The sequence below is a fragment of the Flavihumibacter solisilvae genome (genome assembly GCF_000814475.1).
Taxonomy (GTDB): Bacteria; Bacteroidota; Bacteroidia; order Chitinophagales; family Chitinophagaceae; genus Flavihumibacter; species Flavihumibacter solisilvae.
In genome coordinates, this window is record NZ_JSVC01000012.1 from 50,638 (window position 1) to 59,967 (window position 9,330).

Annotated in this window: 8 protein-coding genes; 4 read left to right on the forward strand and 4 right to left on the reverse strand. The window is 46.5% G+C overall.

Annotation, left to right across the window (positions count from 1 at the left end; translation table 11 throughout):
- Window positions 1–15: 15 nt before the first annotated feature.
- Genes OI18_RS11515 through OI18_RS11525 form a run of 3 tightly spaced genes read right to left on the reverse strand, consistent with a single transcriptional unit; the run spans window position 16 to window position 5,562 of the window.
- Window positions 16–3,372, reverse strand: a complete 3,357-nt coding sequence (locus OI18_RS11515) for a SusC/RagA family TonB-linked outer membrane protein (RefSeq protein WP_072038991.1) — start codon at window positions 3,370–3,372, stop codon at window positions 16–18.
- A 20-nt stretch (window positions 3,373–3,392) separates the two neighbouring features.
- Complete coding sequence (locus OI18_RS11520) at window positions 3,393–4,280, reverse strand: hypothetical protein (RefSeq protein ID WP_039140002.1); 888 nt, start codon at window positions 4,278–4,280, stop codon at window positions 3,393–3,395.
- 1 nt (window position 4,281) lies between these two features.
- Entirely contained in the window at window positions 4,282–5,562 is a 1,281-nt protein-coding gene (locus OI18_RS11525) for a YdcF family protein (RefSeq protein ID WP_072038992.1), read from the reverse strand.
- Window positions 5,563–5,689: 127 nt separating this feature from the next.
- Here OI18_RS11525 and OI18_RS11530 point away from each other — a divergent pair, with 127 nt between their 5' ends.
- The 3 genes from OI18_RS11530 to OI18_RS11540 are packed head-to-tail and all read left to right on the forward strand — an operon-like array spanning window position 5,690 to window position 7,498.
- Window positions 5,690–6,190: a GyrI-like domain-containing protein gene (locus OI18_RS11530; RefSeq protein ID WP_039140023.1), complete on the forward strand. Its 501-nt coding sequence runs from the start codon at window positions 5,690–5,692 to the stop codon at window positions 6,188–6,190.
- Entirely contained in the window at window positions 6,174–6,725 is a 552-nt protein-coding gene (locus tag OI18_RS11535) for a cupin domain-containing protein (RefSeq protein WP_052273123.1), read from the forward strand. Before OI18_RS11530 ends, OI18_RS11535 begins: the two co-directional genes overlap by 17 nt.
- 56 nt (window positions 6,726–6,781) lie before the next feature.
- A complete protein-coding gene (locus tag OI18_RS11540) occupies window positions 6,782–7,498 on the forward strand; it encodes a YqjF family protein (RefSeq protein WP_039140025.1) in 717 nt (238 codons plus the stop codon).
- A gap of 3 nt (window positions 7,499–7,501) precedes the next feature.
- Here OI18_RS11540 and OI18_RS11545 read toward each other — a convergent pair whose 3' ends face one another.
- Window positions 7,502–8,371 carry an alpha/beta fold hydrolase gene (locus OI18_RS11545; protein ID WP_039140003.1) on the reverse strand — a complete coding sequence of 290 codons (870 nt, stop codon included), beginning with the start codon at window positions 8,369–8,371 and terminating at the stop codon, window positions 7,502–7,504.
- Window positions 8,372–8,463: 92 nt separating this feature from the next.
- Here OI18_RS11545 and OI18_RS11550 point away from each other — a divergent pair, with 92 nt between their 5' ends.
- Complete coding sequence (locus OI18_RS11550; RefSeq protein ID WP_160290223.1) at window positions 8,464–9,195, forward strand: hypothetical protein; 732 nt, start codon at window positions 8,464–8,466, stop codon at window positions 9,193–9,195.
- Window positions 9,196–9,330 lie beyond the last annotated feature (135 nt).

Here is a 9,330-nt window from a genome sequence, read left to right on the forward strand (position 1 = left end):
TAATTGTTTTACAGGTCAGAAACTGATTTTTGCGCCGAGGTTGAAAGAACGCACGAGGGGATATTTTCCATAATCCACACCCGGAGTCAGGTTGGCGCCATTGTTATAATCCACTTCAGGGTTGTAACCCAGGTAGTTTGTTATGGTAAACAGGTTATTCACACCGCCGTAAACCCGAATGCCTGATATGGCTTCGTTCGTCAACCTGTCGATGCCATTGATGGTATAACCAAGCATCATGTTCGTACAGCGGAAATAAGAACCATCCTGCAGGTAAAAAGAAGAAAGCCTGGTGCTGTTACTTTGTGTGCCACCTCTTGATGCACGATAAACCCATCCATTGCCGGGGTTGGCTTCATTGCGATAGCGATCATTTACCACGCTGTACTGGTTTCCGGAAGCTTCCATGTTGAAGAGATAATAATCCTGTCCATCCAGTACATCGTTACCCTGGGTACCATTGAAGGATGCAGAGAAATCAAGATTCCGCCAGTTCAGTGAAATATTGAATCCATAGATGAAATCTGGGTATGGATTTCCAATTACTGTTTTGTCGTTATCATTGATAATTCCATCGCCATTGATGTCCGTGAAATAGAGGTCACCAGGACGTAGCGGATTTGTGGAATAAGAAGAACGCGGGGGACCGGCAAGCACATAACCTTCGGGGAATGACTTGGTAGTTGGATTGTAATTAGCGTTGTCGATCGCTATATTCTTCATGTCTGACTCGCGCACCATACCGGCCACTTTCAACCCGTAGAACATGCCTACCGGCTGACCCGCAGCAGTAATGTGTGTGATGTACGAGCGTTCTGCACCGATACTGAAGATAGTGCTGGCTCCACCCATGTCAAGTACTTTGTTCTTGTTGAACGAGATGTTTCCGCTAAGGTTCAGGTTGAAATCCTTGCGAGAGATCAGGCGGCTATCGACCTGGAAGTCAAAACCGCGGTTGCGGATCTTTGAATTGCGCAGGTTGGTCAGCACGGAAGTCGCACCGGAAACTGCGGAGAGAGACTGGTTGAACAGGAGGTCAAAAGAGCGGCTGTCATAGTAGTTAAGAATGAATGACAGGCGGCCATTAAAGAGTCCGAGGTCGGCACCGAAGTTATATTGCGATGTAGATTCCCAACCAAGGTTCTGGTCCTTGAGATCGTCTGACCAGATAGCAGTGCTGATGGCGTTGTTACCAAGCACAACACCACCGGGATTTCCCATTACCTGTTCAAAGTTGTAGTTACCGATGTTATTGTTACCAGTCAGACCCCAGCTGGCACGCAACTTCAGGGATGTACGCGAGCCAAAAAGGTCCTGGTAAAAATCTTCTCCCGATACGTTCCAGCCAGCAGATACCGACGGGAAATTACCCCAGCGGTTATTGGGACCGAACCTGGAAGAACCATCGGTACGGAAGGTTCCCATCAGGTAATAGCGGTTGTCAAAATTGTATGATACCCTTGCGAGGTATGACAGCAGTGACCACCTGTCCTTTCCCGTTACGCCATTAAGGGAGAAATTGCTGGGGTCTGCGCCGCCTGCAGTGATCTCTTCGATCCGGTCATTCTGGAAACCCGAAGCAGTAACATAGATCCTGTCAGTTTCAGTTTCCTGTGCGGTATAACCTGCGAGGACATCGATGTTGTGATCACCAAAGGAATTGCGGTAATTCAGGGTATATTCAGCAAGCCTGTCGACCAGTGAATAGCTTTGCGCGTTTGCACGGGCTGCTGCCTGTGCCTGTGGCGAACCCGGAGGATTGTTGCCACTGCTCAGGCTGGTGGGAATATAGTATTCGTATTTTTCATTGTAAGTCTGCACTCCCAGGTTGGCTTTGAAGACAAGACCTTTAAGTAGTTCCAGGCTCGCGTAGCCATTATACGAGCCACGGATCCCATTGCGTGAGATCTTCGTTTCTGTTGCCAGCGCTACAGGGTTTTCGATGGTCTGGTAACCATACAATGCCTGTTTGGAAGCTGATTCATTTTTTGCGAGCGAACCATCATCATTATATGCCCTGAAGATGGGAGCATAGATCAATGCGCCCAGGATAGGGCCCTGGTGAAAACGACCTTCCAGCACTTCGCGGTTCTGCGTGGTTGTCAGTGCGATATTGGCACCCATTTTCAGTCTCCTGCTCACTTCACCATCGATATTGGCGCGAAGGTTGATCCTTTTCTGGCCGGTTGATTTAATAATACCTTCCTGGTCCTGGTAGCCGCCACTTAAGAAATAGCGCGCGCTTTTATTACCACCTGAAAAGCTCAGCGTGTGGCGTTGCATCATCGCATTCCGGTAGAGTTCGTCCTGCCAGTCGGTGTTATACTTCGGCCGGATCATTTTTTGTGTTGCGAAATCGTAAAACTCTTCCGGGATACTGACACTGCCTGCATTGCCTACGTTTGCAACACGTGTAGCGTTGGAGTGAGAGTACATATCATCGGACCAGGCACGGCCTGAATTGACCATCAGGTCACGATATGTTCCATTACGGGCGTCGATCAGGAGATCAACAAACTGGTCAGAATTGAGCAGGTCAACTTTCTTGCTCAGCTGGTTAAGTCCGCCCTGGAAATCGTATTCAAATTTTCCTTTCCCTTCTTTGCCACGCTTCGTAGTGATGAGTACGACGCCACCGGAAGCGCGTGAACCGTAGATAGCAGCAGAAGCTGCGTCTTTAAGGATCTCTATGGATTCGATATCATTGGGATTGATGAATACATCGTTGCTTGCAGCAGGATAGCCGTCAATCACATACAAGGGATCAGAGCTGGCATTGATGGACCCGATACCGCGCACCCTCACCTTAGCACCTTCGTACGGAGCACCGCTCACCTGGGAGATCTGCACGCCCGCTACTTTACCAATGAGGCTTTGTCCCACTGTTGGGGCAGAAGTATTCAGCTCTTTTGCTTTAACACTGGAAATGGCGCCGGTAACGTCTGATTTGCGCAAACGCTGGTAGCCCACTGCCACCACCTCTTCCAGTTCGTCACTGGACTGGTCCAGCCGCACCATCAGCATACCGCCGACAGGCACTTTCATTTCTTTACGCTTTAATCCTACCCCGGAAAATAAAAGGTTCGAGCCCTGCGGTGCCATCAGCACGAAATTTCCGGTAGAATCGGTAATTGTAGCCCTGGAGCTACCATTCACAGCTACGGTCACACTTTGAATCGGGTTCCCCTTTGCGTCTGTTACGACTCCCGATACCCGAACCTCTGTTTGCTGGAAATACCCGTAAAGGCCGACGGGAGATCCTGCCCGGACCACTACGGGCATATAACAGGTGGCCAGGGCCAATCCTGCCGAAATGGTCAGTTTACGGGCACGAAGTGCCGCGCCAATCTTTGGCGTTGATTTTGGTTTCATATTGTAATTGCTATAGTCTGCTAAGGATTGAATTGCAGCAGGTGAACATTTTCTTTCCGGGAAGACGTTACCGCGATCCCGGATCTTTTTTCATCCATGATGAAGCCTTCGAGCTCATCCTGTTTATCAAAATCATATTGGCGAATGATATGCTGTTCTCCTGCATTGATGGATTTTTCCAGGTCCAGGAAGCTAAGTCGCCATTGTCTTCCTTCTATTTTATTTTGTACGAGTACAAGGACATTTTTGTTTGGGATCCAGTACAGGTTCTGAACCCAGGGACCGCACTTGAATTTCTTGAACAGTACCCCGGGAGATGAAGACTTCGACGATTTCTTCAACATAACAGGGTCGTACAGCCGAACCTCGTTTTCCCTGTTGCCATAGTCTGCTGTGGCAACAAACCATTTGTCTTTAAACCTGATGGCCTCGGGCCTGCTGCCCTGGATGCAGGCATCGTCATCGATCGTATTGATGATGTTTCCATCCAGTGTACCAGTGGCCAGGAGTCCCTTCCAGTTAACACAGAAGATCTCTGCTTTCCAGAGGGTTCCCTCTTTGTTCAGGCGTGTACTGTTTCCGATAAAAACGGTATCGTTACCCGGTTGGTGGGCGATACCTGTGGGATGGTTTATGATGTCTTTCCCCTCAATTGTCAGCTTCAATTCTTTGCCTGTCCATCGCAATGAATCTTTTGTTCGATGAAACTCACGGATCATACCGATCTCGCGATCGCCGTACAGGTAGGTTTTGCCATTGATAAAAGACAGGCCCTGGCAAGCTCCCAGTGAATCGATGGTAAAAGACCGCTTAACAGTTGCTTCCGGTATATCCGGTGTGGGTTTTTTACCTGCGACCAGTGAAATGACGAAAAGTAGGGCAACGAAAATATTGATGATCGTTTTCATGTTATGGATCGAGCGGTTCGGTTGGATTAATGTGAAGAGCTTCAAGGAGTGGGTAGAATACTGTAGTTGTAGAAGACAGTCGCTCCGCATTCCGGAATGGAACCATGCCCAGCTCCTTCTGGCAACGCTTATCAAGACCTTTGTCCGTTATGTAATAACTCTGTGAACTGGCCGTAGCAACCAGTCCCGGTTTTTCAAACGGCATGCCATAATGATAGATCAGCCGGGCTGCATTGCGCATATTGGTAGTCGTGTGCCGCGCATGTGGCTCCAAGATGATGGCGTTTTCCGGGATGTTCAGCTTTTCTATAAGGTAGCGTTTCATCTCCAGTGCCTCACTAAACTTGGTTTTATAAGGGTGTACGCGACCGCCTGAAACAATGATAAATGGGGCCATCCCCTCGCGGTAGCGCGCTGCTGCTATCCGGCAACGGATCATCCCACCGGCGCTGAGTTCTGTTTCCCTGTCGTCGGGACCAGCGCCTGGTACCAGGATGACAGAATACTTAAATTTCTTCCAATCGATCGTTTTGATCTTTTGAATGGCAGGCCTGTTAACTGTTTCCGTCATAGGTTCAAAGTCAGCCATTTCATTTCTACCGTTCACTTCGAGATATAACAATGCCCCTGACATTGAAGGCTGGAAAAATGATACTTGGTCTGCTGATTCCTCCTTAATAGTTTCCAGTACTTCGTAATAAAGACGCGAAGTGCTTTTCTTTGAAAGATCAAAACTGATAGAATCAATCAGCGGGTAGTTGGGTTTGTTACCACGGCCGTAGACACCGAGAACGAAGTTGATGCCGTTCGCATCCTGTTCCCATGCTTTAACTATGAGATCACGTGGCGACATTGAAGAATACAGGTAGTATGCTCCGGAGGGAATGAGATGAATCCGCACCAGGTCTCCAATCGCGTTATTGTCAGCGTAAAGAGCTGACAACCGTTCGCCGGCAAGTTTAATTTCAGCCGGCGTAAAGACTAGCGAAGATGGGTAACAACGTGCGGAATCGCCACATTGTGCCAGGCTGGTTTTGATTGCGTTTATCCGATCTTTGGCCAGAGAAGCAAGAACCTCATCCGCAGCCAGCATTCTCCTGACAGCAGGATCATGTTGTAACAGGCTTAGGAAATAGTAGTTCTTGATTTGAGCAACATCAGCATTGATTGATTGATATGTTGCGGATGGTCCAACAGCTTTGACTGTTGCATACTTTGGCTGTGAGTATGCGATAAGACAGAGCGGGAAAACGAACAACACCAGGAAGAGCCTCGCACGCATAGAACAGTTGTTTGATTCGGGTGCAAAGTGAAAGATTGAATGTTAACAGATCATTACGGCAATATTAATTGTTGAGTTGACCTTTATTAATAAAATAATAATTTCAGATTTCAAAACTTTCAACAATATGACTTCGGCTCCTTTCAGAATTGAAACCCTCAACAAGAAAATATTGCTCGGGATTAAACTTGAAATGTCGCTGGCCCAGAACCAGACGGGCGAGTTATGGCGGAGTTTCATGCTCAGGCGCAAAGAGATCAATAATGCAGTGGGAAAAGATTTGTATTCATTGCAGGAGTATGGTGCGGATTATTTTAAGGCCTTCAGGCTTGAGAACCAGTTTGTAAAATGGGCAGCGGTGGAAGTGAGTGATGCCACTGCAATACCGGAAGCTATGGAAGCACTTCAGCTACAAGGCGGCTTGTACGCTGTATTCACGTATATAGGATCATCTAACGACACGCAAATTTTTCAATATATTTATTCTGAATGGCTGCCCACATCTGGCTACGACCTGGATGACAGGCCTCACTTCGAAGTGCTGGGAGAAAAATATAAAAATAATAGCCCGGATTCGGAGGAAGAGATCTGGATTCCCATAAAACACAAACATGGCGTACAGGAATAAATCCATAAGCAATAAACCTGCAGGAGTAGACATCAACTTTCTGCAAACATCCAAAGACACAAATGGTGCGTTGCTTGAGGTGCAGGCTACTTACCACCCGCGGTCTAAGGAACCGGTTGTCCATTATCATCCCGTTCAAACCGAATTATTTACAGTCATTTCAGGAGAACTGACGGTCAGGCTTAGTGGGAAACCGGTCATTCTTAAGCAAGGCGAGCAGCTGGAAATAAAGCCGAAAACTGTTCATTCAATGTGGAATAACTCCTGTGAACAAACCGTGGTAAACTGGAAAGTACAGCCCGCTATGAATACGGAATATTTCATGGAGACAACAGCGGGATTAGCAACTGAAGGGAAGACAGACCCGGAAGGAATGCCGGGAATATTGCAATCCGCCCTGATGGCCAACCATTTCTCCCGTGAGTTCCGGATGGCGACACTCCCATTCCCTATCCAGCAGATTGCTTTTATTTTCCTTGTTCCATTGGCCATTTTGTTTGGCTATAAGGCCGTATACAGTAAGTATGTGGATTGATTTACCGTTTCTGTTTAATTTCATCAAACTCACACAACGTTTATAATATGGTTGAAATGGAAAAACGGCCATTCCTGACTGCTGAGTGGCGCAAGCTAGCAATGGCCAATTATGTTATCGACCCCAGCCTGCTCGCTCCTTACCTGCCGTATAAAACGGAACCAGATCTATGGAATGGGAAATGTTATGTAAGCCTTGTAGGTTTCAGATTTTTGAATACGAGATTGAAGGGTTACAGTATTCCCTTTCACCAAAACTTCGAGGAAATCAACCTGCGTTTTTATGTGACTTATAAATCGGGCAATGAACAGAAACGCGGCGTCTGCTTTATAAAAGAGATAGTACCACGGCCTGCACTAACATTCGTTGCGAATACTATCTATAAGGAAAATTACGTAACGCTGCCGACGAAGCATGAGTGGGTCAGGGACAAAGATTCGTTGCAGGTGGTATATGGTTGGAAGAATAAGGGAAGTTGGGACAGCTTTTCTGTTACTGCAAATGGCTTTGCCAGGGACATAGAAGCTGGAGGTGATGAAGAGTTCATTACCGAACATTACTGGGGCTACACCCGTCTTGGTAATAAAGTCACTTCAGAGTACCAGGTTGCTCATCCACGCTGGCAGGTGTACCCGATCAAAGATCATGCGATCAATGTACAGTTTGAAAAACTATACGGAAAACAATTCGGTGTGCTCGATGAGCTTCAACCCGAATCTGTAATGCTTGCGGAAGGGTCGGCAATCTCAGTATTGGGCGCGGCCAAAATCTGACAACTATTTCTGAATTCTGACAAAAGAATTGATGTATTCGGCAGACAGCTCCGGGTATTGATGCTGCGGTCCATGGCCTGACTGTGGAAACACAATGAGTTGGGCGCCTGGGATTTCACCAATAAGTGGATACCAGTTCTTCACGTGAACACTGGTGTCGTTATCGCCGCAGATGATTAACATGGGCGTTTTGCTTTCGGTAAGCTGTTTTCTGCGGCTGGCGCTATCTGCTTTAAATCCTTCTGCTCCTTTAAAGTATTCCATGAAAATATCCATCGTTGACGGGATGTGAGTCACTACATCGGGTCGACTGTAAATTCGTTCGCGCGACATGCGTGCTGCAAGCCTGCTTTCTTCCGATGCAGGTTCGAAAAAAAGGATCTCCTCATCTTCCAGATCATTGATCGCCTTCAATGCGCGGTCTACCCAGAACTGGTTGATCAGAACTTCATTTTTGCCGGGTGGATTGGTACCAACAAGGATAGCATGTGTTACCATATCCGGAAAATCGAGGAGTGTAGCCTGAGTTACAAACCCGCCCCATGACCAGCCGAGCATTGCAAACCGGCTAAGCCCGATCGCTGAAGTAAAATCCCTCACAAATTGCGCAAGTTCCTTAAAGTCGGTTGGCAGCTTCCCCTCGGAATAGCCGATACCAGGGTAGTCAAATAACACGAGGCGATTCGACGTGGATAACTGGTCCAGGAATAAAGGATCCCACGTATCGAGTGTACCGCGCATCCTGTTGGCCAGCAGTATCGGGGTGCCAGTCCCAAACTCCCTGTATGCAATCCGATCCCCATATACATTTACGAATAAGGTTGGTACAGAAGCTGCAGAAAATTCGACTACCTCCTGAATTACGGTTTCCATAAATTGTTCTTTCGCTAAAGGTAGCCGGGAACTCAGGCGAAAAGAATGTATTTAAGCGCACAAAGCATGTCTGAAGTCGGCTAAAAATAAAGATGAACACAGGAATGATCCCGCTTGCTAATGCAAAGCAGTTTTATTATTTTAATCACATAACCATGAAACGTATGAAAGTCATTGCCCTGTTTTTTGCCATGTTATGTTTCCAGGCTGTGCTGGGACAAAGGGATATTCAAAATTTTATGGATAGCACCATTCAAAGTTTACATGAAAAGGGATGTGATTCTATAGTTGGCATTTCTTACAGACGTTGGAATTACCCAGGCCAGGACACCATTCCAGGATTCGGTGATGTTATGATTTATGCCGAAGGCTACTTGCTATACAAGCATCACAATAAATGTTATAGCCAGAAGTTTATCGACTTTATTTACAGTGACGGTGACGCCGCAAACGGCACCTTTTTAGCGAGTATTCCATTAGAGTTAAAAAATGAGAACTTTTTCGCGTTACTCAGAAGAGATATAAACCAGATTCGTTTCGAAGAAGTATATCCCTATATATATACAGTGATTGACCCTGCAAGTAAGCACATCGCGTATGAAAAACTCACGCCTAGCCATGAAACAAATTATCTCCTGACATTCCAAATAAATGACGAAGCGATCATCAAGCATGTGAATCCAGATCATATTTTGGAGCGATGGGCAAAAGAATTACCAAAAAACCTTAATTACAATCACAATGCATCTACAAAGTTGGTCCAGTACTTTAACGACCTGGTTGAATGGATATTTATCGTGGAGAATAACTTCAAATATGAGTAGGCAAATCAATGATTCACTGCCCCGAACCTCTCTGTAACAAACGAATACTTTTTCCCACGTTTCTTAACGATAAACAAATTGTCGTATTCTGTTTCGGGAAGATCAGATAATTGCTGTGTACCGGTTAGGCCGTTG